This is a genomic window from Amycolatopsis granulosa (genome assembly GCF_011758745.1).
Taxonomy (GTDB): Bacteria; Actinomycetota; Actinomycetes; order Mycobacteriales; family Pseudonocardiaceae; genus Amycolatopsis_E; species Amycolatopsis_E granulosa.
This window is the reverse complement of sequence record NZ_JAANOV010000001.1, coordinates 4,186,756-4,209,337: the sequence shown is the minus strand read 5'-3', so window position 1 is coordinate 4,209,337 and position 22,582 is coordinate 4,186,756. Positions and strand designations below refer to the sequence as shown.

Sequence of the window (22,582 nt, the reverse complement as noted above, 5' to 3'; positions counted from 1 at the left end):
CTCTTCGCTGTCGCTGCCGCGTCAGCGCGCAGGGCCACGAGGGCCGGGTGCCGGCCCCCTCGTGGGTATCGCGAACGGCTCACGCGCCGTCAGCTCTACAACCGCCACTACCAGGGCCTCCCGTGATGGTCCGCAAGGTCACGAGCCATCACTTCGGAAGTTACCTGCGTCGGCCGCTTGATGCAGGCAGCCGAGCAGGTGATTCACCAGGTTGTCATCTCACCGTCGGTAGAGGAGAACGGCGGAACTGACCACGGTGGGTGTTGTCAAGTACCGAAACGGCGGTGCCGCCAGGCGTAGTCGCGCAGCGCGCGCAGGAAGTCGACGCGGCGGAACGCGGGCCAGTACGCCTCGGTGAACCAGAACTCGGAGTGCGCGGACTGCCACAGCAGGAAACCGGAGAGGCGTTGCTCACCGGAGGTGCGGATGATCAGGTCGGGGTCGGGCTGTCCCGAGGTGTAGAGGTGCTCGGAGATGTGGTCGACGTCGAGGATCTTCGCCAGCTCGCGGATCGGGGTGCCCTCGTCGGCGTGGTGGAGCAGCAGCTTCTTGACCGCGTCGGCGATCTCCTGCCGCCCGCCGTAGCCGACGGCGACGTTGACCTCCATCCCGGTGCGGCTCTCGCTGCTGGCCGCGGCGGATTGCAAGCGTTTGGCGATCGGCTCGGGCAGCAGGTCCAGCGCGCCCACCACCCGGATGCGCCACGGGTTCCCCGGCTGGGCGAGCTCGTCGACGACGTCGGCGATGATTTCCAGCAGTGGTTCGAGTTCCTCGCTGGCGCGGCTGAGGTTGTCGGTGGACAGCAGCCACATCGTCACGACCTCGACCTCGGCCTCGCGGCACCAGCTGAGGAAGTCGGCGATCTTGCGGGCGCCGGCGCGGTGCCCGTCGGAGACGTCGGTGAAGCCGGCTTCCCGCGCCCACCTGCGGTTGCCGTCCAGCATGATCGCGATATGTCGCGGATGCTTGCCGGCCGCCTGCTGGATCAGCCGGCGGCTGTACACGCCGTAGACGACCTTGGACGCGAAGGAGCGAAGACTCACGTCCAATCAATGTACGCAGGCGTCCGGAGTGGCGTGGGGCGGGCCACGCTTGGCTGGCGCGGAACCTACGGGGCCGTAACCTGGTGGGTGTGACCGTTGAGACCGAACCCCCGTCCTTCGTCGACACGCGGCCCCGGCTCCGCGGGCATATCCACTTCTGGACGTTCTTCGGCGCGCTCGCCTGTGTGGCCGCGCTGGTCGCTTTCGCCGCCACCACGGTGTCCGGCCTGGCGGTGCTGGCCACCTCGGTGTACGGGGTGACCGTGCTCGGCGTGTTCGGGGTCAGCGCGCTGTACCACCGGCGGCTGTGGAGCCCGCGTGGCTACCAGTGGATGAAGCGCGCCGACCATTCGATGATCTTCCTGTTCATCGCGGGCACGTACACCCCGTTCACGCTGCTGGCGATGTCGAAGCCCACGGGGTACGTCGTGCTCGCCGTGGTGTGGGGCGGGGCGGTGGCCGGGGTCGCGCTGAAGATGTTGTGGCCGGGCGCGCCGCGCTGGCTCGGCGTGCCGATCTACGTCGCGCTCGGCTGGGTGGCGATCTTCGTGCTGCCCGAGCTGGCCACGCACGCCGGTGTCACGGCGCTCGTGCTGCTGCTGGTCGGTGGCGCGTTCTACACCGCCGGCGCGGTCTTCTACGGGGTCAAGTGGCCCAACTACTGGCCGGACACGTTCGGGTATCACGAGTTCTTCCACGCGTGCACCGTGCTCGCCGCGGTTTCGCACTACATCGCGGTCTGGCTGGCCCTGTCGGCCTAGGCTCACGTGGTCCCGGCCGCGCCGGCGGCGGGCAGCGCGGCTACCGCAGCATCGCGGGGCGGAGGAACGGTTCCGGCACCGCGAAACCGTCCACCAGCAGCCGCGCGTGCGGGCGCAGCTCCGCGCACAGGTCGTTCACCGCGGCTACCACGGCCTTCGCCCGCGGCGAGGTGAGCCGGCCGTGTTCGAGGAACCAGGCGCGGTCCTCTTCCACGTTCGACAGCACGTACAGGTCGCACAGCCGGTTCAGCAGCGCCCGCGCCTCTTCGTCGGCGCAGCGGTCGATGGCCGCGACGAACGCCTCCAGCACGACCCGGTCGACGTGCACCCGCGCCGCGCGCAGCACGTGGTCCTGCGCGTCGTTGAACACCTCGAACGGGTCCGCCTCCGCCGCCCGCCGCAGCCGCCGCGCGCAGCCCTCCAGCACGTGCTGCTCGCGGTCCTCGAACAGCTTCAGCTGCCACCCGCGGTCGAACAGCACGCCGTCGTCGTCCCGGCCGGGAGCGGCGTCCACGAGCCGCTCGATCACCTTGCGCGCCGCGGTCCGCTCGATCACCGTGCCGACGAACTGTTCGGCGACCAGCCGGGCGGTGGCGAGCGGGCTCAGATCGGCGAAGTGGTCGCGGTAGCTGGTCAGCAGCCCCTTCGCGACCAGTTGCAGCAGTACCGTGTTGTCGCCTTCGAACGTGGTGAACACGTCGGTGTCGGCCTTGAGCGCCGGCAGCAGGTTCTCCGCCAGGTATCCCGCGCCGCCACACGCTTCCCGCGTCATCTGGATGGTCCGGGTCGCGTTCCAGGTCGCGACCGCCTTGATCCCCGCCGCGCGTGATTCCAGCTCCCGCTGCGCGTGTTCCCCGGCTTCGACGGAGCTCTGCAGGTCGTGCAGGGTGCGGGTCAGTTCCTCGTGCGCGAAGTGCAGCGCGTAGGTCCGGGCGACGGCGGGCAGCAGTTTCCGCTGGTGCGCCCGGTAGTCCAGGAGCACGACCTCGCCGGAGCCGTCGGGCCGGCCGAACTGTCGGCGCTGCTCCGCGTAGCGGGTGGCGATCGCGAGCGCCCTCTCGGTGGCGTGGATCGCCCCGCCGGCCACGCTGACCCGGCCGCGGATCAGCGTGCCCAGCATGGTGAAGAACCGGCGGTTGTCGCTCTCGATCGGGCTCGTGTACGTCCCGTCCTCGGTCACGTCGCCGTAGCGGTTGAGCAGCGCGTCGCGCGGCACCCGCACGGAGTGGAACGTCAGGCGCCCGTTGTCGACGCCGTTGAGCCCTGCCTTGCGGCCGTCGTCGCCGATCTCCACGCCCGGCAGCGGTGCGCCGGCCTCGTCGCGGATCGGCACCACGAACGCGTGCACGCCGCGGCTTTCCCCACCCGTGACGAGCTGCGCGAACACTACCGCCATGCGGCCGTGCCGGGCGGCGTTGCCGATGTAGTCCTTGCGCGCCTGCTCGTCCGGGGTGTCGATGACGAACTCCCGGGCGGCCGGGTCGTAGGTCGCGGTGGTGCGCAGGTGCTGCACGTCGGACCCGTGCCCGGTCTCGGTCATCGCGAAGCAGCCGAGCAGGTCCAGGTCCATGATCCGGGCGAGGTAGCGCTCGTGGTGGTGCGCGGTGCCGAGCAGCTGGATCGCGCCGCCGAACAGGCCCCACTGGACCCCGGACTTCACCATCAGCGACAGGTCGCCGAAGCCGAGCATCTCGAACGACACGACCGAGCCACCGATGTCCCCGCCGCCGCCGTACTCCCGGGAGAAACCGAGCCGGTGCCAGCCGCTCTTCGCCAGCTCACGCAGGCGCTCCAGCACCCAGGCCCGGTACTCCTCCGTGCTCAGGTCGTAGGGCTCCTCGTGGTCGTAGTCCGCGAACTGCGCGCGAATCTCCCGGCGCAGCTGGGCCCACTGTCCATCCAGTACCGCGGTCAACGCATCGGGGTTCATGTTCCTACTCTGGCGTAACTTCCGCGGTCCCGCAGGGCGAGCTCAGCCCAGATCCGGTCCCTCGCGGCGCAGTTCGCCCACCTTCGACATGGCCTCGCGCAGCTCACCCAGCCACTGCTCGGCGTGCTGCCCGACCAGGCGAACGGCCCAGGCCAGCGCGTCCGACCGGGACCGCGCCACCCCGGCGTCGACGAGGGTGTCGAGCACCAGCCGCTCGGGCTGCCGCAGCCGTGTCATCACCGGCACGGACTGTGTGGTGAACAACTCCTCGCTGCCGCCCAGGCGGGCACCCCAGGACACCTTGCGCTGGTACCGGTGCTCGGCCTGCCGCGCGATCTCGATGCGCTGCTCGCGGGTCTCCTCGCGGAACCGGCTGATGCGGCCGGCCTCTGCCGCGGCGCGTGCGGCGTCGTCGGCGAACTCCTCGGTCAGGGCCGGCAGCTCACCGACGACCAGGATCTCCTCACGGTCGACGGTGATGTCCGGGGTACCGGTGAACCAGCCGTCGGGCAGCCGGCCGGCGAACCAGCCCACCGCGTCGTCCGCGGGCGGCACCTCGGCCTGCCCACGGCCCTTCCAGCCTCGTCCCCACTGCGCGTGCGTCCGCATCGGTCTCGCCTCCAGCGATGATTACTTGATTACATCGCTATCGACGCTACTCGGGTACCGCGCGGTCAGGACCGGTGTTCACTGCCGGCGGACAAGGCGGCGACCAGGGCGTCCGGGCTGGTCACCGGCCTGTCGCAGACATAGCCGCGGCAGACGTAGGCGGCGGGCTTCCCGTCGACCAGCGGCCGGTCCGCGAGCAGCGGCACCCCCTCCGCGTCCGGCTCACCGGCCACCACGACCGCGCCGCCGTGCACGCGCCGGGCGGCGACGACGCGCAGGAGGTCGCGTTCCGTCGAGTCCGGGCCCGCGATGGCGACCTGGACCGGCCCGGCCAGCAGTGCCTCGGCCGCGGTGAGCCAGTGCCCGGCGAACCGCGGTGCCTGCGCGATCAGCTGCCCGGCCCGCCGGACCGCCTCCTCGGCCGCCGCCCGATACCGTGCCGCGCGTTCCCCTCCGACCAGCACCGAGGCGGTGACCAGCGCGTTCGCCAGCGCCGAGGCGCCGGACGGGTTCGCGTTGTCGGTCGGATCCGCGGGCCGGTGCACGAGGACCTCGGCGTCGTCGGCGGTGTCGTGGAACGCACCCGGGGCCCCGGCGACGGCGAACTGCTCCAGCGCGATGTCCAGCAGGTTCACCGCCTCGGCGAGCCGGCGTGGCTCGGCCGTGGCCTGGTGCAGGGCGAGCAGGCCCTCGGCGAGGCAGCCGTAGTCCTCCAGCACGCCCGCCGCGTCCCCGGCGACGCCGTCCCTGGAGCTGCGGCGCAGCCGGTTGTCGCGGAGGTGGATGCCGAGCACCGCGGACGCGGCCTGCCCGGCCGCGGACAACCAGCCCGGCTCGTCGAGCGCGACGCCCGCCTCGCACAACGCGGTGATCGCGAGCCCGTTCCAGGCCGCGATCACCTTGTCGTCCCGGCCCGGCTGCGGCCGCTGGTCCCGTGCGGCCAGCAAGGCGGCCCGCACACGCTCGAAGCGCTCGGGGTCGTCCGGGTCGCGCAGCAGCTGGAGGACCGAGCTGCCGTGCTCGAACGTGCCCCGTGCGGTGACCGTGAACAGCTCCGCCGCCCACGCGCCGTCCTCGTCGCCGAGCACCTCGCGCAGCTGCGCGGGCGTCCAGACGTAGGTCAGCCCCTCCTCGCCGAGCGTGTCGGCGTCCAGCGACGCGGCGAATCCGCCCTCGGTGGTGCGCAGACGCTCCAGCAGGAAAGCCGCGGTCATCCGCGCCACCGTCGCGGCGCGGGCGGAGCCGGTGCGGCGGGCCAGGTGCGCGTAGCAGCGCAGGAGCAACGCGTTGTCGTACAACATCTTTTCGAAGTGCGGCACGACCCAGGACGCATCGACGGAGTAGCGGGCGAACCCGCCGGCGAGCTGGTCGTGGATGCCGCCGCGCGCCATCGCCCCGGCACTGGACTCGACGAGCGACAACGCTTCCGCGGACCCGGTGCGTTCGTGGTGGCGCAGCAGGAACTCCAGCACCATCGACGGCGGGAACTTCGGCGCCCCACCGAATCCGCCCCGCTCGCGGTCGGCTTCCGCGGCCAGCTTCCGCACGGCGCCGTCCAGCACATCCGCGCCGACCGGGGCCGGCGGCAACGGGCCGAGCTGCCCGGCGAGGTGCTCGACGATCTTCCCGGCGCCCTCCCGCAGCTCGTCACGCCGGTCCTGCCACGCCTGCGCCACCGCGACGAGCAGGTGCTGGAACGACGGCATGCCGGGCCGGGGCTGCGGCGGGTAGTAGGTGCCGCAGTGGAACGGTTCCCCGTCCGGGGTGAGGAAACAGGTCATCGGCCAGCCGCCCTGGCCGGTCATCGCCTGGGTCGCGGTCATGTAGACCGCGTCGATGTCCGGACGCTCCTCGCGGTCGACCTTGATGTTGACGAAGTGCTCGTTCATCAGGCGCGCGGTCTCGGCGTCCTCGAAGGACTCGTGGGCCATGACGTGGCACCAGTGGCACGCCGCGTAGCCGATCGAGAGCAGGATCGGCACATCCCGGCGCCGGGCCTCGGCGAGCGCCTCGGCGCTCCACGGCCACCAGTCGACCGGGTTGTGGGCGTGCTGCAGCAGGTACGGGCTCGTCGCGGCAGCGAGTCGGTTGGCCATGGCACCAGGGTGTCACGGCCTCCGCGGCACCGCCGCGCTAGCTGCTCTCGCTCTTCTCCGGCTGCTTGGCGGGCTCCCCGGCGCGCGCGGCGGCCGGTTCATCGCCCCGCTCGCCGGTCTCCGCGCCGGCGGCGGCCTGCGCCTCCGGATCGAAGGTCGGCGGCACCCGCTTGAGGTGCTTGGTCATCGATCGCACCAACAGGGCGACGGCGATGAGGAACAGCAGGAGGATCAGGAACCCCAGCGGCGAGGACTTGCCGAAGTCCTCGCCCTGGCCCCCGTTGTCGCCGTTGCCCGGCTGCTGCGCGAGGACGAGAGCGGTCGTGGCGACCGGCGCCGTCACCGGCAACAAGAGACTCATGTGTTCACCTTCTCACGGATGCCCGCGAACAGGTCGTCCTCGGGCAGCGTGCTGTCCACGAGCGACCGGACCAGCTCGTACTCCTCGGTCGGCCACACCCGGCGCTGCATCTCCAGCGGCACGAAGAACCAGCGGCTGTCCGGGTCGATCTGCGTCGCGTGGGCCTTCAGCGCCTCGTCCCGGACCTCGAAGTAGTCCGCGCACTCGACGCGGGTGGTGACCCGCTCCATGACGTCGGCGCGGTCCGGGTCCCACTTGCCGAGCCACTCCGCGTACGGCGACTCCATGCCCGCCGAGACCAGCGCCTCGTGGAAGGCCTCCATACGGGCGCGGGAGAACCCGTGGATGTAGTACAGCTTGAGCGGCTGCCACGGCTCGCCCCCCTCCGGGAACTTGTCCGGCTCGGCGGCGGCGTCGAAGGCTGCGACGGAGACCTCGTGGCAGCGGATGTGGTCGGGGTGCGGGTAGCCGCCGTTCTCGTCGTAGGTCAGCACCACGTGCGGGCGGAACTCGCGCATGATCTTGACCAGCTCACGCACCGGCTCCTCGAGCGGGGTGAGCGCGAAGCAGCCCTCGGGCAGCGGCGGCAGCGGGTCGCCCTCCGGCAGGCCGGAGTCGACGAAGCCCAGCCAGCGGTGCTGCACGCCGAGGATCTGCGCGGCCTTCGCCATCTCCTCGCGGCGGATGGCGGACATGTTGGCGAGCACGTCGGGCCGGTCCATGGCCGGGTTCAGGATGCTGCCCGCCTCGCCTCCGGTGCAGGTCACCACCATGACCTCGGCGCCCTCGGCCACGTAGCGGGCCATCGTGGCCGCGCCCTTGCTCGATTCGTCGTCGGGATGGGCGTGCACCGCCATGAGACGCAGGCGCGATCCCGACCCGGACACCAGTTCGTCAGAACCCACCATGCGTCCAACGACCCCTTCTGAATTCGTATTCCACCGCGGAGGGATACTGCGGTTGCCCCCATTGTCCCCGGGGGTACGACAAGTTCGATCGGAGGCCCGGCTTGAGCACCGCGAGCGCGCCACCGTCGCTGCCGGCAGGCCGCTACGGGCGCCCCCAGCGGCCGAGCCGGCGTTGGCGAAGGTGGGCGTACGCCGTGGTGGCGGTGGCCGTGGGCGGCGCCGTGGCGTGGATCGGGTACCTGAACCTCGGTGCCGCGCCGATCACCGCGGAGCGGGTCACGTTCCAGGAGCTGCCCGGCAACGCGATGACGGTGTCGCTCAACGTGACGCGGGACGAACCGGGACGGCCCGGCGTGTGCATCGTGCGGACGCGGGACATCAGCGGCGCGGAGAGCGGACGGCGCGAGGTGTACATCCCGCCGGAGGCCACGCGGGTGGACGCGGTGGTGCGCAGCATCGACCAGCCGGTCACCGCGGATGTGTACGGGTGCTCCTACGACGTACCGGAGTATTTGTCAAGGAGTTAGCGGCCAACGGGGTGAATGCGGCGCCGAATGCCCGGCTCTTGACGTGCGCACCGGCGCTGACCAGCCCTGCCGTGGTACCCTGATCTACCGGCACGGCCCAGACGGGCCGTGTTTTTCCTTTATCCAGCCGCACTCGAGGCAGTGCGGCTGCCGGCATGAACACCCATGTCCGGCAGGCACGACGAGGAGATGGTGGCCGTGAGCGACACCCAGGTGACCTGGCTGACCCAGGAAGCCTACGACAGGCTCAAGCACGAGCTCGACGAGCTGATCGAGAATCGTCCGGTCATCGCTGCGAAGATCAACGACAGCCGTGAGGAAGGCGACCTCAAGGAGAACGGGGGCTACCACGCCGCCCGTGAGGAGCAGGGCCAGCAGGAGGCGCGCATCCGGCACCTCCAGGAGCTGCTGCGGTCGGCCAAGGTCGGCGAAGCCCCGGCGAACGACGGCGTCGCCGGTCCCGGCAAGGTCCTCACCGTCCGTTACGACGGTGACGACGAGGAGGAGAAGTTCCTGCTCGCCACCCGTGAAGAGGGCGCCTCGGAGGGCGACCTGGACGTGTACTCCCCGGAGTCGCCGCTGGGCAAGGCCCTGCTGGGCGCCAAGGAGGGCGAGTCGCGTGAGTACGAGCTGCCCAACGGCAGCACGCAGAAGGTCACCCTGATCAAGGCCGTGCCCTACACCGGCTGAGCCCACGACTTCCGAGAGCGGCTGTTCCGGCTGGGCCAATCGGCCCGGAACAGCCGCTCTCGCCGTGCGGGAGCGGCTAGCGTGGCGGCATGAACCCGATCTGCCTGACCTGCGGCATGCAGTACGCCGCACCGCGGGAGGACTGCCCGATCTGCGAGGACGAGCGCCAGTACGTCCCGCCATCGGGCCAGCAGTGGACCGACTTCGCCACGCTGCGGTCCGAACACGAGGCCCTCGTGCGGCCGGAGGGCGAGGGCATCACCGGCATCGGCTGTACCCCGAAGTTCGCCATCGGCCAGCGGGCGCTGCTCGTGGAGGCGCCCAGCGGCAACTTCCTCTGGGACCTCACGGCCTATCTGGACGACGCCATCGCCGGTGAGATCGCCGCCCGCGGCGGCATCACCGGCATCGCGATCAGCCATCCGCACTACTACACCACCTGCGTGGAGTGGGCCCGCGCCTTCGACGTGCCGGTCTACCTGCACGAGCACGACCGGCAGTGGATCGGCCGCCCGGACGGGAGGATCGAGCTGTGGAGCGGGCGCACGAAGCGGATCAGTGACGAGCTGACCCTGATCAACCTGGGCGTGCACTTCGCCGGCGGCACGGTGCTGCACTGGTCCGGCGGCGAGCGGGGCCAGGGCGCCCTGCTGTCCGGCGACATCGTGCAGGTCATCCCGGACCGGGAATTCGTCGCCTTCATGTACAGCTACCCGAACCTCATCCCGGAACGGCCTGCCGTCGTGCGCCGCGCGGCGGAGATCCTCGCCGGCTACCGCTTCGAGGCGATCTACGGCGCGTGGTGGGACGCGGTGGTGCGCCGGGACGGCCACGAGGTCGTGCAGCGCTCGGCCAAGCGCTACCTGGAGTTCGTCTCGTAGGCGAGCCGTTCCAGCAGCGGCCGGACCCGCGGCGGCACCGGTGTCGACAGGGCGAGCGAGGTCGAGGTGCGCCGCACGTCCGGCACGCTGACCACCGCGTCGATGACGCGCTGCAGGTCGTCGTGGTCGCGCGCCACCATGCGGACGAACAGGTCGCCCTGCCCGGTGGTGGCGTGCACCTCGCACACCTGCTCGATCGCGGCCAGCGCCTCCGCCACCGCGGTGCGCCTGCCCTGGGCGATCTCCAGTACGGCGAACGCGGTGAGCCCGTAGCCCATCGCGGCGAGGTCCAGCTCGGGCGGGAACCCGCCGAGGATGCCCTGCTCGGTCAGCCGGTCCAGGCGGGCCTGGACGGTGCCGCGGGCGACGCCGAGCCGGCGCGCGCACTCCAGCACGTTCAGCCGGGGCGCGTCGGTGAGCAGCAGCAACAACTTGGCGTCGAGCGCGTCCACCGCGGCCTCCTGTCAGATTGCGCACGTTGCCGGATTATCCTTCCCGACCACTGGGCAGAGTGTCCAGCGAAGTGTGCTGGCGGTGCGCACGCAGCTCTTCCGCACTCGCTAGCCGACGACGGTGAACCCGGCGCGCTGGAGTTCGGTACGGACCTCCTGGCAGTGCGCGGGTCCGCGGGTCTCCAGGTTGAGCGCGATCTCGACCTCGCCGAGGGCCAGTGCTCCGGAGATCCGCGAGTGTTCGACGTCGAGGACGTTCGCGCCGAGGTCCCGCACGCGGGACAGCACCGACACCAGCGAGCCCGGCCGGTCCGGCACACGCAGCCGCAGCGCGAGGTACCGCCCGCCGGCGGTCATGCCGTGCTGGATGATCTGCAGCAGCAGCAACGGGTCCACGTTCCCACCGGAGACCACGGCCACCACCGGCGCCGCGAATTCGCCCGGGTACTGCAACAGGGCCGCGACCGCCGCCGCGCCCGCGGGTTCGACCACCAGCTTGCGGCGTTCCAGGCACAGCAGCACGGCGCGCGACAGCGCTTCCTCCGACACCGTGAGGACATCGTCGACCTTCGCCGCCACGTGCGCGTAGCTCACCGGTCCCGGCTGACCGACCGCGATCCCGTCGGCCATGGTCTGCATCTCGCGCAACCGCACCGGTCCTCCCGCGGCGAGCGACGGCGGGAACGCCGCGGCGTCCTCGGCCTGCACCGCGACCACCCGCACGTCCGGTCGCGACGCCTTCACCGCGCACGCCACGCCTCCGACGAGCCCGCCCCCGCCGGTGGGCACCAGGACCGTGGCCGCTTCCGGTACCTGCTCCAGGATCTCCAGGCCGACCGTGCCCTGCCCGGCGATGATGTCGGCGTGGTCGAAGGGGTGGATGAACACCGCCCCGGTCCGGTCGGCGAACGCGATCGCTTCGGCGAGGGCCTCCTCCAGCACGTCACCGTGCAGGTGCACGTCCGCGCCGTACCCGCGGGTGGCGGCCAGCTTCGGCAGCGGGGCGCGGGTGGGCATGAAGACGGTCGACGAGATGCCCAGCAGCGACGCCGCGAGCGCCACCCCCTGCGCGTGGTTGCCCGCGCTGGCGGCGACCACCCCGCGGGCTCGCTCCTCCGCGCTCAGACCGTGCAACCGGGTGTAGGCACCGCGGATCTTGAACGAACCGGTGCGTTGCAGGTTCTCACACTTGAGGTGGACCGGTCCGCCGTGTGATTTCTCCAGGTCCCGTGCGTGCTCCATGGGGGTGACACGGGTGATGCCCGCGAGGAGCTTCCGTGCCGCACGGATGCGTTCGACGTCCACGAGATCCATATCCCGGATCATGCCACTCCCGCTTCGGCGGTTTCGGTACCCTGGAGCCGGTCAGGACGGCGAATCGGGAGTAGCCATGCCAGCGCGGAGCGAAACGGGCAGCAGAGTCCGGCGTGCCACGCGTGCGGCCGGGCTGCTGCCGCTGGTCGCGGGCGTGACGTCGGCGCTGGCCCTCACCGGCGCGGCCGTCTACACGGTGGACCGGGCCGGCTGCGGCGATCCCGGCCAGTACATCCGCCACGACAACTACGTCGAACTGGTCGGCGGCTGCGTCGACCCGTCGGACCTGCACAGGATCCGCACCGGCACCACGCCGGGCGAGGCGAAAACCGCGGAGCTGAACAACTACCGCCCCTGACATTCCCGGCGTGCCGTGCACCGGCGGCCGAACGCCTCCGGCGCGCAGCCAGGGAAGTCCGCCGGCTCGTCGCGCTGGTTTCTTGTGCCACAACCGGCCCGGAGCAGCTAACACACCACCCAGACCGGCCACCTCACCACCGGGCGCGGCATCGCCGCGAACCCGACGGCCGAGTGCACCTAGCCCAGTGCGGAGCGGAGGTCGTCGCTCAGGTCGCGGGCGTCCTCGATGCCCACGGACAACCGCAGCAGGTCCTCCGGCACCTGGAGCATCGAACCGACGACACTCGCGTGCGTCATCTGGCCCGGGTGCTCGATGAGCGATTCAATGCCGCCGAGCGACTCGGCCAGGATGAACAGCGACGTGCGCGCCGCGGTGTCCAGGGCGGCCTGACGGCCGTCGGCGTGGCGGAAGGAGACCATGCCACCGAACCGGCGCATCTGCTTGGCTGCGAGGTCGTGGCCGGCGTGGCCGGGCAGGCCCGGGTAATAGACCTCGGCGACCTTCGGGTGCGCCACCAGCATCTCGGCGATCTGCTCGGCGTTGTCGCAGTGCCGGTCCATCCGGACGGCGAGCGTCTTGAGGCCACGCAGGGTCAGCCAGGCATCGAACGGACCGGGCACCGCGCCGGCCGCGTTGCGCAGGAAGAACAGGTTCTCCCGCAGCTCGTCCTCGTTGGTGAGCACCGCGCCGCCGACGACGTCCGAGTGGCCGCCGAGGTACTTCGTGGTCGAGTGCACGACGATGTCCGCCCCGAGCGCCAGCGGCGTCTGCAGGTAGGGCGTGGCGAAGGTGTTGTCCACGACGAGCCGGGCGCCGGCGCCGTGCGCGATCTCCGCCAGCACCGCCAGGTCCGCGATGCCCAGCAGCGGGTTGGACGGCGACTCGCACCAGATCAGCTTCGTCTCGGGCCGGACCGCGGCACCCACCTCGTCCGCGTTCGACAGGTCCGCGATCCCGTACTCGACGCCCCACAGCTTGAGGACCTTGTCGATCAGCCGGAACGTGCCGCCGTACGCGTCGTTGCCCAGGACCAGGTGGTCGCCCGGGCGCAGCACGGTCCGCAGCACCGCGTCGGTGGCGGCCATGCCGGACGCGAACGCCAGGCCGTGCCGGGCACCCTCCAGCGACGCGAGCGCCTCCTCCAGCGCGGTGCGCGTCGGGTTCGCCGTGCGCGAGTACTCGTAGTCACCCTCGCGGGTGGCGCCGACACCGTCCTGCGCGTAGGTCGAGGTCTGGTAGATCGGCACGATGACCGCACCCGTCCGCGGGTCAGGCTCCTGACCTGCGTGGATGGCGCGTGTCTCGAAGCCTGCGGAGGAGAGGTCGTGGGTCATTGCCCCAGCCTACGACCAGCCGCGCGCCACCCACCGCCCGGTGGGCGGCAGGCTCGCCAGCACCAGCGTGCCGGCCGCCGGGACGCACAACACGGCGACGTAGACCAGCGGCACGTCCCCGTCGACCAGCCCGAGGAAGTACACGCCGAACGCGCCGAGCACCAGCACCAGCAGGTACACCGTGAGCGCCGCGGCCGACCCGGCGATGGTCGCGGCGCGGCCGAACTCCCTGGGCAGGATCAGCCCGACCCCGCCGGTGAGGAGGGCCGCGGCGAGCACCAGGTGCGTGGCGAACGTGAGCAGCCCACGCGCCAGATCGTCGTCGCCGGCGAGCATCACCGCCCCACCGGCCACGCCGATCAGGTGGAACAGGCCACCGAGGAGGGCCAGGATCGCGGCGGTGATGCCGGTGCCGCCGCCCCGGGAGGTCGCGGCGGCTTCGGGATGGGACGGAAAGGTCACCACTACCAACTACCAGCCGGGCGGTACCGGAGATACCGGAAGGTGCCGGGAAGCACCGCGAGCACGAACACGACCGGGCCGCCGACCGCGGCACCGACCCGCACGAACGCGTCGTCGGGCGCGAAGCGGAACATTTCCGCGAAGAAGGCCCCGAAGTAGCCGGGGTAGAGCAGGACCGGTTCGCCGACCACCGCGGCGACCGCGAGCAGACCGCCCGCCAGCAGCAGCACCGCACCGGCGACCGCCCGGAAGAACGTCGCCAGCGCGCCCACCAGCAGCACCAGCGCGGCCGCCGAATAGATCACGAGCACGACGCGCACCTTGCCGTCCATCCCGGCGAAGCCGTAGTCGACGAAGAACTTCAACGGCAGGTACCCCAGCACACCGGCGAGGACCAGCCCGAGGACGCCGGCGAGGGTGGCGGTCACGGCACTGGGACGCGGCTCGTGGTCGTCGCGTCTGGTCACGGCGCCCCCATGGAATCGGATCGGGTCGGCGCTCACCCTAGCGACGCCGGCACGGGGGCCGGCACCAGCCGGGCACAAGACGATGCCCCCGGCACCGGGCCGGGGGCATCGACGGGAGAACTCAGCGGATCACCACTGCTGCGGCGGCTGCTGACCGGGCTGCCCGTAGGGACCCGGCTGCTGCGGCTGCTGCGGCTGGCCGTAACCGGGCTGCTGCCCGTACTGGCCGGGCTGCGGCTGGCCGTAACCGGGCTGCTGGCCGTACTGACCCGGCTGGCCCTGGCCGTACTGACCAGGCTGGCCGTACTGCCCCGGCTGGCCGGGCTGCTGGCCGTACTGGCCGGGCTGCGGGAAACCACCGCTGGCCGGGTTCGGCCCGCCCGGCTGACCGTACTGCGGCTGCCCGAACTGACCCGGGTGACCGGGCTGCGGGAACCCGCCGCTCGGCGGGCCACCGAAACCGCCGGGGCCACCGAACCCGCCGGGGCCACCGAAACCGCCCGGGCCGGCCTGCCGGCCGCCACCCTCGCCGAGGCCGACGAACTGCTTCGTCGCCGGGACGAGGCCCAGGGCGCCGATCACCAGCAGGATGATCCCGAAGATCAGGTACATGATCGCCTTGCCGGGCACGTCGACGCGGCTCGGGAACGCGGTCATGAAGAGGATGGCGAACAGCAGCAACAGGACGCCGCCGACCGCGGTCAGGATCGGTGCGATCTTCCGGAGCGTGGCGCTGACCCGGCCGGCCAGCGCGATGAGCACACCACCGGCCAGCGCCGCGAGGGAGCCGACCAAGATCATGATCAGGTAGAACCAGATCAGGCCCGGACTCGGCAGCCCGAGGTTCGAGGCCTGCTCCTTGACGGTGTCGTAGAGCTTGGCGTAATTGCTCGCGTCACCGAAGTCGACCAGCACCAGGATGGCGGCGATCAGGCCCAGCAGCGCGGCGACACCACCGGCGAGGTAACCGAACAGCGCGTTGTTCCCGGCGCCGCCACCCGGCCCGCCGTAACCCGGCGTCGCGAAATTCTGCGTCGGCTGCGCGAAGCCGCCGGGCTGCGAGGGCGGGCCGTAGCCCTGCGGCGGCTGGCCGTACGGACCGGGCTGCTGCTGCCCGAACCCGGGCTGCTGCTGACCGAAGCCCTGCTGGCCGAAACCCTGCTGCGCGAAGCCCTGCTGCGGGTTCACCGCGCCCGGGTTGTCGGCCGCGCTCGGCGGCGGGGAGTACGGGATGGCGGGCGACTGCGCGCCCGGGGGCATCAGCTGCGTGGACTCCGCGCCCGACGACTCCCCCGGGTTGACCTTCTGCGTGGCGTTCGGGTCGCCATCGGGCTGCACCACCTGAGTCGGCTCCGCGGTCTCACCGAACGAACCGCCCTCGGACGGCTGCTGCGACTCGCCGGGCTGCACGACCTGGGTCGGTTCGGAGGAGCCGAACGGGTTGTCTGGCTGTTGCTGGGGACCGCTCGGCGGGCCCTGAGGCGGCTGACCGCCACCCCACGGCTGGTTCGGCGGCTGCGGAGCGCTCATGTGGGTCTTGAACCCCCTCGAGAGGACTGACAGTACGTGTTCACGTTGGTCTGGGTGGCCACACGCTATCGGATACGACTCATGGACGCTCGTAACGCCCCGGCAGTTCCGCGCGATGAAACCCGGTTCAGCGTCCGGCGAGGAAGCCCAGGAGGTCGTGCCTGGTCAGCACGCCGGCGGGCTTCCCGTCGACCAGGACGAGCGCGCCATCGGCGCCGGACAACGCCTTCATCGCGGCGCCGACGCCCTCGCTCGCGCCGATCGTCGGCAGCGGCGGTGACATGTGCTTGTCCAGCCGGTCCGCGAGCTGGGCCTTCCCGGTGAACAGGGCCTCCAGCAGCTCCCGCTCGTTGACCGCGCCGACCACCTCGCCCGCCATCACCGGCGGCTCGGCGCTGACGACCGGCATCTGGCTCACGTCGAACTCGGACAGGATGGCGACGGCCTCGGCGACCGTCTCGTTCGGGTGCGTGTGGACGAGGTCGGGCAGCGACCCGGTCTTGGCGCGGAGCACGTCGCCGACGGTGGCGCCGGAGGAGTCCGGCTCGAGGAAGCCGTAGCCGGCCATCCACTGGTCGTTGAACACCTTGCCCAGGTAGCCGCGGCCGCCGTCGGGCAGGAGGACCACGACCACGTCGTCCGGGCCGAGTCGTTGCGCGAGCTGGAGCGCGGCGGCGACGGCCATCCCGCACGAGCCGCCGACCAGCAGCCCCTCCTCCAGGGCGAGGCGACGGGTGGTCGAGAAGGACTCGGCATCGGAGACGGAGATGATCTCGTCGGCGATGCCGCGGTCGTAGGTGTCCGGCCAGAAGTCCTCGCCGACGCCCTCGACCAGGTAGGGACGGCCGGTGCCGCCGGAGTAGACCGAACCCTCGGGATCGGCGCCGATCACCCGCACCCGGCCCTGCGACGCCTCCTTGAGGTAACGGCCGGTACCGGAGATCGTGCCGCCGGTGCCCACACCCGCCACGAAGTGGGTGATCCTGCCCTCGGTCTGCTGCCAGATCTCCGGGCCGGTCGAGTGGTAGTGGCTCGCCGGGTTCTCCTTGTTGGCGTACTGGTTGGGCTTCCAGGCGCCCTCGATCTCCCGCACCAGCCGGTCGGAGACGGAGTAGTAGGAATCCGGGTGCTCGGGCGGCACGGCCGTCGGGCACACGACCACGCGGGCGCCGTACGCCTTGAGCACGTTGCGCTTGTCCTCGCTCACCTTGTCCGGGCAGACGAAGACGCACTTGTAGCCCTTGCGCTGGGCGACCATCGCCAGGCCGACCCCGGTGTTGCCGGAGGTCGGTTCCACGATGGTGCCGCCGGGCCGCAGCTCACCCGAGGCTTCGGCGGCTTCGACCATCCGCAGCGCGATCCGGTCCTTCACGCTGCCGCCCGGGTTGAAGTACTCCACCTTCGCCAGCACGAGCGGTGCCAGGCCCTCGGCGAGGGAGTTCAGCTTGACCAGCGGGGTGTTGCCCACGAGGTCTGCGATGTGCTCGACGTAGTCCACGCCCCCAGAGTAAGGGTGGCGGAGGTCGCGCAGGGGTTTGACCGCGCGCTCCCAGGGTGCAGGATGTGGGTAAGCACGCGCTTAGCCCGACCCGAAGGAGTGTCCCGCCATGCCTGAAGCCGTCATCGTCTCCGCGGCGCGTTCGCCGATCGGCCGCGCCGGGAAGGGCTCGCTGGTGAGCATCCGGCCGGACGACCTGACCGTCCAGATGGTCCGCGCCGCGCTGGACAAGGTCCCGCAGCTGGACCCGAAGGACATCGACGACCTCATGCTCGGCTGCGGCCTGCCCGGTGGCGAGCAGGGCTTCAACATGGGCCGCGCCGTCGCGGTCCAGCTCGGGTACGACCACCTGCCCGGGTGCACCATCACCCGCTACTGCTCCTCCAGCCTGCAGACCACCCGGATGGCGCTGCACGCGATCAAGGCCGGCGAGGGTGACGTGTTCATCTCCGCGGGTGTGGAGACCGTGTCGCGGTTCGCGAAGGGCAGCTCGGACTCCTGGCCCGACACGCACAACCCCCTCTTCGCCGACGCCGAGGCCCGCACCGCGAAGGTCGCCGCCGAGGGCAGTGACACCTGGGTCGACCCGCGCGAGAACGGCGAGGTGCCCGACGTCTACATCGCGATGGGCCAGACCGCGGAGAACCTCGCCCGCCTGAAGAACGTCTCCCGCGAGGAGATGGACGAGTTCGGTGTGCGATCGCAGAACCTGGCCGAGAAGGCCATCGCGGACGGGTTCTGGGCCAAGGACATCACGCCGGTGACCCTGCCGGACGGCATGGTCGTGTCCAAGGACGACGGACCCCGGCCGGGCGTGACGATGGAGGGCGTGTCCGGCCTGAAGCCGGTGTTCCGCCCCGACGGCCGCGTCACCGCGGCCAACTGCTGCCCGCTCAACGACGGCGCCGCCGCGCTGGTGATCATGTCCGACACCAAGGCGAAGCAGCTGGGGATCACCCCGCTGGCGCGGGTCGTGTCGACCGGCGTGTCCGGCCTGTCGCCGGAGATCATGGGGTACGGCCCGGTCGAGGCGTCGCAGCGGGCGCTGGCCCGCGCGGGGATGTCGATCGGCGACATCGACCTGGTCGAGATCAACGAGGCGTTCGCGGCGCAGGTCATCCCGTCGTACCGGGACCTGGGCATCGACATCGACCGGCTGAACGTCAACGGCGGTGCGATCGCCGTCGGTCACCCGTTCGGCATGACCGGCGCGCGCATCACCTCGACGCTGATCAACTCGCTCCAGCACCACGACAAGCAGTGGGGCCTGGAGACGATGTGCGTCGGTGGTGGCCAGGGCATGGCAATGGTCATCGAGCGGCTCAGCTAGCGCTTCCACCAGCGCAGGAAAAAGGGGCCCGGCTCGATGCCGGGCCCCTTTCTCGTGCGTTCCGGATCAGGCGCCGTCGCGGTTCTTCGCCACCGCGCACATGGTTGTGGCGGGCTCGGAGTAGGTGACCGCGCCGTCGGCCTTCACCCCGGTGCAGGCCGACTCGTCGGCCTGGCCGGTGACGATCTTCACGAACTCGATCTCCGCCGCCGGGTCGGTGCACGGGACGCGCTTGTAACCCGCGGTGTCGGAGGTGACGTCGGCGAAGCAGTCACCTTCGTGCGCGTTGATCATCAGGCACAGCTTGTAGTCGCCGCGGCCGGTGACGCTGTAGGTGTCGTAGTCGCCGGTGGGGCACTTGGACGACGAGTCGTCCAGCTTCACCCCGACCTTGACGTTCGCCTCCTGGTCACCGCAGTCGATCTTCGTCGGCCGGTCGCCGCTCTTCGAGAACTCGGTGATGTGCAGGCAGTCGCCGACCGCGGCGCTGTCCGGGGAGTTCAGGAAGGCAACGGCCGCCACGACGATCAGCCCGACGACGACGATCGGGACGAGGATCAGCAACCACAGCGGCCGGCGCTTGCGCTGCATCGGACGGCCCGGCGGCGGGCCGAACGGCTGCCCGGGCGGTGGCCCGAACTGACCGGGCGGCGGGAACGCCGGCGGGGCGCCCGCGGGTTGGCCGGGCGGCGGACCGAACTGGCCGCCGGGCGCGCCGGGAGCGCCCTGGTTGCCGGCGGGCGGCTGGTTGCCGAACGGTGCCGGCTGTCCTCCAGGCGGAACCGGCGGTGGGGGGACGCTCACGCGAACCTCACAGATGTAAAGGGACGAGACAACGCCTCGTATCAAACACTGTGTAGTCGCCTTGGCGATCACCGCCCCACTGGAGGGTGACCAGAAACCAGGAGGACACCCGGTTGGTCACCGGATGTCCTCCTGAAATGGGGAAAAGCGCCGAGGAGCCGCTAGTCGTTCTGCAGGTACGACAGCAGGCGCAGGATCTCCAGGTAGAGCCAGACCAGGGTGGTCATCAGGCCGAACGCGGCGAACCACGCCCACCTGGCGGGCATGCCCTGGCGGATCATCTGGTCCGTCATGTCGAAGTCCAGCAGGAAGTTGAACGCCGCGATGCCGATCACGACCAGGCTGAAGATGATCGCGAGCGTGCTGCCGTCCCGCAGACCGACGTTCACCCCGAACAGGCTCATGACCAGGTTGAACAGCATCAGGATCGCGGCACCGGCCGTCGCACCGATGATCCACTTGGTGAGCTTCGGCGTGACCTTCACCGCGCCGGTCTTGTAGACCACCAGCATCGTGATGAACACACCCGCCGTGCCGACGATCGCCTGCAGCGCGATGCCCGGGTAGATGAACTCGAACAGCCCGGTGATCGCACCGAGGAAGACACCCTCGGCCGCGGAGTACAGCAGCGTCATCGGGCCGCTCGGCTTCCGCCGGAAGATCATGATCAGCGACAGCACGAGACCGACGAGCATGCCGCCGACCATCAGCCCGAGCACCGGGCCGAGCGCGTGCGCATGGGCCTGGGACAACGCCCAGGTGGCGGCGAGCGCGCCGGTGACCAGCGCGGTGGCCAGGCTCGCGCCGGTCTTGATCACCACGTCGTCGACCGTCATGGGGCGTTCGGCCGAGGGCGCCTGCGGCCCGCCGTAGCCGGCCGGCATGCCGTATCCGGGCATGCCCTGGGGCTGGTTGAAGCCTACGTTCGGCCCGTAGGAGCCGTATCCCGCGCCGCCGGTAGGCAGGTTGCGGAACGCTGGGTTACTTGTGGAACGCACCTGATCCTCCTGGATCTACTGGCACCTGCATCGGGTTCAACGTCGGCAGCGCCCTGCCGGTTCCCGTCAAGTAAAGACAACTTTACCCTCGCCCGGTGATCACCGCGGGAACCCCGTGGACTAGGACTGTGGTCAAGGCCCGCCGCGCTGACGCACAATGCAGCCGGTCGGGGCAGGCACGGCGGAGGGCAGGTACATGACCGGGTATCTCGTCACGGGGGCCACCGGGCTGATCGGGCGCCAGTTCACCCCGCTGCTGCTCGCGCGGGAGGACGTCGAGCGGGTGTTCCTCCTGGTGCGCGAGAAGTCGCGGGAGCGGCTGACCGACCTGGTCAGCGGCTGGCCGCACCCGGAGAAGGTCACGCTCGTCGACGGCGACATCGGCCGCGAGGGCCTGGGCGTCGGCGAGGACGTGCGCGCGGGGCTGCGCGGCAAGGTGGACGGGCTGGTGCACCTCGCCGCGCTGTACGACCTCACCGCCGACGACGCGACCAGCGTCAAGGCCAACGTCGACGGCACCCGGCACGTGCTCGGACTGGCGGCCGACATCGGCGCCGGCTGCCTGCACCACGTCTCGTCCGTGGCCGTGGCCGGTGACCACGAGGGCGTGTTCACCGAGGAGATGTTCGACGTCGGCCAGCGCCTGCCAACCCCGTACCACCGGACGAAGTTCGAGGCCGAGCGGATCGTCCGGCAGCAGTCCGAGGTGCCGTGGCGGGTGTACCGGCCCGCCGTGGTGGTGGGCCACTCGCAGACCGGCGAGATGGACAAGATCGACGGGCCGTACTACCTGTTCCCCGCGATCAGCAGGCTCGCCGCGCTGCCGGACGTGCCGCTCGCCGGACCCGGCCTGGGCGACACGAACATCGTCCCCGTCGACTACGTGGCCAGGGCGCTGCTGGAACTCGTCGTCCGGCCCGGGCTGGACGGGCGGGCGTTCCACCTGGTCAGCCCCGAACCGCAGTCGGTGGTGTGCGTCTACAACGCGTTCGCTCGCGCGGCCGGCGCGCCGACGATCAACCTGGAACTCGACCGGCGGCTCTCCCGCGGCCTGCTGGCGCTGGCCCGGCTGAGCGAGCACGTGCCCGGGTTCACGATCACCCGGGACGCGTTCCTGGAGCGCCTGGGCATCCCGGCCGTCCTGCTCGACACGCTGTCGTTCCCGTCGGTCTTCGCCTCCGCCGCGACCCGCAAGGAGCTGGCAGCTGCCGGGATCGACGTGCCGCGGATCGAGGACTACGCGCCGGTGCTGTGGCGGTACTGGCGCGAGCACCTGGACCCGTTCCGCGCGCGCAAGCACGGCCCGCGCGGCGAGCTGGACGGCCGCCGCGTGATCATCACCGGCGCGTCGTCCGGCATCGGGCGGGCGACCGCGCTGAAGGTCGCCGCGGAGGGCGGGGTGCCACTGCTCGTCGCCCGCCGGGAGGCGGAGCTGGCGGAGGTCCGGGACGAGATCATCGCCGCCGGCGGGTCCGCCTCGGTCTACCCGGCGGACCTCACCGACGAGGAGGCCGTGCGCAAGATCGTCGACCAGATGCTGGCCGACCACGGCCGCATCGACATGCTGGTGAACAACGCCGGCCGGTCGATCCGGCGCTCGATCAAGCTGTCCCTCGACCGCTTCCACGACTACGAGCGCGCGATGGCGATCAACTACTTCGGCGCGGTGCGGCTGATCCTCGCGGTGCTGCCGCACATGGCGGAGCGGAAGTTCGGGCACATCGTCAACGTCTCGTCGATCGGGGTGCAGGGCATCGCGCCGCGCTTTTCCGCCTACGTCGCGTCGAAGGCGGCACTGGACTACTTCAGCAAGATCGCCGCGACCGAGACGCACGGCGACGGCATCACCTTCACCACCATCCACATGCCGCTGGTCCGCACGCCGATGATCCGGCCGACGAAGATCTACGACGCGTTCCCGACGAAATCCCCGGACCAGGCCGCGGCCATGGTGGTGCGGGCGCTGAAGAACCGGCCCAAGCACATCGGCACCCCGGAGGGGTACCTGATCCAGGCGGCCTACACGCTGTTGCCCGGCCTGGTCGACGCGATCGCCTACGAGGGGTACCGGGTCTTCCCCGACTCGGCCGCGGCCGGCGGCGGCGGCGAGCTGCGCATCGGCAAGGGCGAGCGGCACCTGTCCCGGGCGGCGAACGCACTGATCAAGCTGACCAGGGGATTCCACTGGTGAGTGACACACCGGCCGCGGCCTGACGGTGTTAACAC

General features: G+C 71.1%; 22 protein-coding genes. 7 read left to right on the top strand and 15 right to left on the bottom strand.

All coding sequences use genetic code 11. The annotated features are described in order from the left end of the window. Positions 1 to 266: 266 nt before the first annotated feature. The gene (locus tag FHX45_RS20715) at positions 267 to 1,043 is read right to left on the bottom strand and encodes an isoprenyl transferase (protein ID WP_167104555.1); all 777 of its coding nucleotides are present in this window, start codon (positions 1,041 to 1,043) and stop codon (positions 267 to 269) included. 89 nt (positions 1,044 to 1,132) lie between these two features. Between FHX45_RS20715 and trhA the strand changes: the two genes are divergently transcribed. Beyond that, a complete protein-coding gene (gene trhA / locus FHX45_RS20710; RefSeq protein WP_167104552.1) occupies positions 1,133 to 1,804 on the top strand; it encodes a PAQR family membrane homeostasis protein TrhA in 672 nt (223 codons plus the stop codon). Between the two features lie 40 nt (positions 1,805 to 1,844). Here the strand turns inward: trhA and FHX45_RS20705 are convergent, their stop codons facing one another. The 5 genes from FHX45_RS20705 to mca form a co-directional block, all read right to left on the bottom strand. Continuing rightward, positions 1,845 to 3,734: an acyl-CoA dehydrogenase family protein gene (locus tag FHX45_RS20705; protein WP_167104549.1), complete on the bottom strand. Its 1,890-nt coding sequence runs from the start codon at positions 3,732 to 3,734 to the stop codon at positions 1,845 to 1,847. A 42-nt stretch (positions 3,735 to 3,776) separates the two neighbouring features. After that, positions 3,777 to 4,343, bottom strand: a complete 567-nt coding sequence (locus FHX45_RS20700; protein ID WP_167104546.1) for a hypothetical protein — start codon at positions 4,341 to 4,343, stop codon at positions 3,777 to 3,779. Positions 4,344 to 4,408: 65 nt separating this feature from the next. Next, entirely contained in the window at positions 4,409 to 6,439 is a 2,031-nt protein-coding gene (locus tag FHX45_RS20695; protein WP_167104543.1) for a thioredoxin domain-containing protein, read from the bottom strand. A gap of 37 nt (positions 6,440 to 6,476) precedes the next feature. Beyond that, positions 6,477 to 6,800, bottom strand: coding sequence for a hypothetical protein (locus FHX45_RS20690; RefSeq protein ID WP_167104540.1), 324 nt, complete (start codon positions 6,798 to 6,800; stop codon positions 6,477 to 6,479). Continuing rightward, positions 6,797 to 7,708, bottom strand: a complete 912-nt coding sequence (gene mca / locus FHX45_RS20685) for a mycothiol conjugate amidase Mca (protein ID WP_167104537.1) — start codon at positions 7,706 to 7,708, stop codon at positions 6,797 to 6,799. Before mca ends, FHX45_RS20690 begins: the two co-directional genes overlap by 4 nt. A 101-nt stretch (positions 7,709 to 7,809) precedes the next feature. On the opposite strand from mca, the gene FHX45_RS20680 reads away from it, so the two are divergent. From FHX45_RS20680 to FHX45_RS20670, 3 genes are all read left to right on the top strand, one after another. After that, positions 7,810 to 8,235, top strand: a complete 426-nt coding sequence (locus tag FHX45_RS20680) for a DUF4307 domain-containing protein (protein WP_167104534.1) — start codon at positions 7,810 to 7,812, stop codon at positions 8,233 to 8,235. A gap of 189 nt (positions 8,236 to 8,424) precedes the next feature. Then, complete coding sequence (greA, locus tag FHX45_RS20675; protein ID WP_167109261.1) at positions 8,425 to 8,925, top strand: transcription elongation factor GreA; 501 nt, start codon at positions 8,425 to 8,427, stop codon at positions 8,923 to 8,925. Positions 8,926 to 9,014: 89 nt separating this feature from the next. Next, positions 9,015 to 9,806 (top strand): MBL fold metallo-hydrolase, encoded by a 792-nt coding sequence (locus FHX45_RS20670; protein WP_167104531.1) that lies wholly within the window; start codon positions 9,015 to 9,017, stop codon positions 9,804 to 9,806. Here the strand turns inward: FHX45_RS20670 and FHX45_RS20665 are convergent. Both FHX45_RS20665 and ilvA read right to left on the bottom strand, forming a co-directional pair. Then, a complete protein-coding gene (locus tag FHX45_RS20665; RefSeq protein WP_167104528.1) occupies positions 9,785 to 10,258 on the bottom strand; it encodes an Lrp/AsnC ligand binding domain-containing protein in 474 nt (157 codons plus the stop codon). The genes FHX45_RS20670 and FHX45_RS20665 overlap by 22 nt on opposite strands. A 108-nt stretch (positions 10,259 to 10,366) precedes the next feature. Continuing rightward, entirely contained in the window at positions 10,367 to 11,572 is a 1,206-nt protein-coding gene (gene ilvA / locus FHX45_RS20660) for a threonine ammonia-lyase (RefSeq protein ID WP_167104525.1), read from the bottom strand. A 76-nt stretch (positions 11,573 to 11,648) separates the two neighbouring features. Between ilvA and FHX45_RS20655 the strand changes: the two genes are divergently transcribed. Then, entirely contained in the window at positions 11,649 to 11,930 is a 282-nt protein-coding gene (locus FHX45_RS20655) for a hypothetical protein (protein ID WP_167104522.1), read from the top strand. A gap of 179 nt (positions 11,931 to 12,109) precedes the next feature. On the opposite strand, the gene FHX45_RS20650 is transcribed toward FHX45_RS20655, so the two are convergent. The 5 genes from FHX45_RS20650 to FHX45_RS20630 form a co-directional block, all read right to left on the bottom strand. Continuing rightward, a complete protein-coding gene (locus tag FHX45_RS20650; RefSeq protein ID WP_167104519.1) occupies positions 12,110 to 13,267 on the bottom strand; it encodes a cystathionine gamma-synthase in 1,158 nt (385 codons plus the stop codon). 9 nt (positions 13,268 to 13,276) lie between these two features. Next, positions 13,277 to 13,729, bottom strand: a complete 453-nt coding sequence (locus FHX45_RS20645; RefSeq protein ID WP_341771550.1) for a hypothetical protein — start codon at positions 13,727 to 13,729, stop codon at positions 13,277 to 13,279. A gap of 2 nt (positions 13,730 to 13,731) precedes the next feature. Continuing rightward, entirely contained in the window at positions 13,732 to 14,196 is a 465-nt protein-coding gene (locus tag FHX45_RS20640; protein ID WP_167104514.1) for a hypothetical protein, read from the bottom strand. 129 nt (positions 14,197 to 14,325) lie between these two features. Beyond that, on the bottom strand, positions 14,326 to 15,606 hold the full coding sequence (locus tag FHX45_RS20635; RefSeq protein ID WP_167109259.1) for a hypothetical protein: 1,281 nt from the start codon (positions 15,604 to 15,606) through the stop codon (positions 14,326 to 14,328). 247 nt (positions 15,607 to 15,853) lie between these two features. Beyond that, entirely contained in the window at positions 15,854 to 17,224 is a 1,371-nt protein-coding gene (locus FHX45_RS20630) for a cystathionine beta-synthase (protein ID WP_167104511.1), read from the bottom strand. Positions 17,225 to 17,333: 109 nt separating this feature from the next. On the opposite strand from FHX45_RS20630, the gene FHX45_RS20625 reads away from it, so the two are divergent. Continuing rightward, positions 17,334 to 18,554 (top strand): acetyl-CoA C-acetyltransferase, encoded by a 1,221-nt coding sequence (locus FHX45_RS20625; RefSeq protein ID WP_167104508.1) that lies wholly within the window; start codon positions 17,334 to 17,336, stop codon positions 18,552 to 18,554. Between the two features lie 66 nt (positions 18,555 to 18,620). Here FHX45_RS20625 and FHX45_RS20620 read toward each other — a convergent pair whose 3' ends face one another. Beyond that, positions 18,621 to 19,358, bottom strand: coding sequence for an LppU/SCO3897 family protein (locus FHX45_RS20620; RefSeq protein WP_167104507.1), 738 nt, complete (start codon positions 19,356 to 19,358; stop codon positions 18,621 to 18,623). A 161-nt stretch (positions 19,359 to 19,519) separates the two neighbouring features. After that, positions 19,520 to 20,356, bottom strand: a complete 837-nt coding sequence (locus tag FHX45_RS20615; RefSeq protein ID WP_167104504.1) for a Bax inhibitor-1/YccA family membrane protein — start codon at positions 20,354 to 20,356, stop codon at positions 19,520 to 19,522. Positions 20,357 to 20,552: 196 nt separating this feature from the next. Between FHX45_RS20615 and FHX45_RS20610 the strand changes: the two genes are divergently transcribed. Beyond that, a complete protein-coding gene (locus tag FHX45_RS20610; protein ID WP_167104501.1) occupies positions 20,553 to 22,547 on the top strand; it encodes an SDR family oxidoreductase in 1,995 nt (664 codons plus the stop codon). Positions 22,548 to 22,582 lie beyond the last annotated feature (35 nt).